Here is a 1,028-nt window from a genome sequence, read left to right as displayed (position 1 = left end):
GAGTATAAGATCACACCCTGTTCGGTCGGTCAAATCCTCGTGCCCTGCTTAAAAAACGTTCGCGATCTTGCCCTGGGAGATACCCTTACAATAACTGGTTAAATTAGTGCCTAAGGCACTGAATAGTAAAACTTCAATTTATTTCTTGCATATATATCAATCATATGGGATTCACGCTACATGGTGTCATGAACAGTAGTTATTGATATGCACTCGTAAATTCGATTCTTACCATCGCGTTTAGCGTTGTAAACCTGAATGTCAGCTGCATTTATAAGCTCTTTTGCACTAATATCTTTTTTACTAACAGCAACCCCACCACTGAGTGTTACTCGAAGAGCATCTTCACGCCAGTCCAGATGCTCAACACCATGCCTTAATGCCTCCAGTAAAGATATCGCTAAGTTCCCTGAGCCCACTTCAAACAATACAGCTAATTCTTCTCCACCATATCGACAGAACCAGCCATGCTCATAAAAAATTGAATTTCCAAGTTTCGCTACTCTTTTTAATACAGAGTCACCAGTTTGGTGTCCGAACGTATCGTTCACTTTTTTAAAGTCATCTAAATCTAACAGTGCTAAATAAAATGGTTCTTGCTTTTTTAATAGCTGAGATAGCTTTATGTCAAAAAATCTACGGTTGTATAAACCTGTCAGTTGGTCAACATTAGCCTGTAAGCGAGCTTCTGATAATTCATGTGTCGATTTTGCCACTTCGTCATACACATGTGATAACTCAACCATTCTATTCTTAGGTGATTTTAATGAATTGTTACGACTTGACCGAATAACATTTGATAGCTCATTGAGCATTTTTTGAAAATATTTAGACCAAGCCAAAGCTAGCAAGAGATAAAAAATGCAGGTCAGTGCGATGATACCTTGAACATTAAGCGACACACTCTCAATGACACCTTGTAATGTAGATTCTGGAACGACACTAACCAAGTGGCTAATAACATCATGTCGATCAGCCAATAACATCATGCCGATCACCATTTTTCTACCCGCAGGAACTGCGTCTTT

General features: G+C 38.9%; 1 protein-coding gene. It reads right to left on the bottom strand.

Translation table 11 applies throughout. The features are described from left to right. Positions 1–176: 176 nt before the first annotated feature. A partial coding sequence (locus OKC27_RS22720; protein WP_270806751.1) for a GGDEF domain-containing protein occupies positions 177–1,028 on the bottom strand: 852 nt, incomplete at its 5' end.

The organism is Aeromonas sp. QDB62 (assembly GCF_027705695.1).
GTDB classification, from domain to species: Bacteria; Pseudomonadota; Gammaproteobacteria; order Enterobacterales; family Aeromonadaceae; genus Aeromonas; species Aeromonas allosaccharophila.
This window is presented reverse-complemented; position numbering and strand designations above follow the sequence as displayed.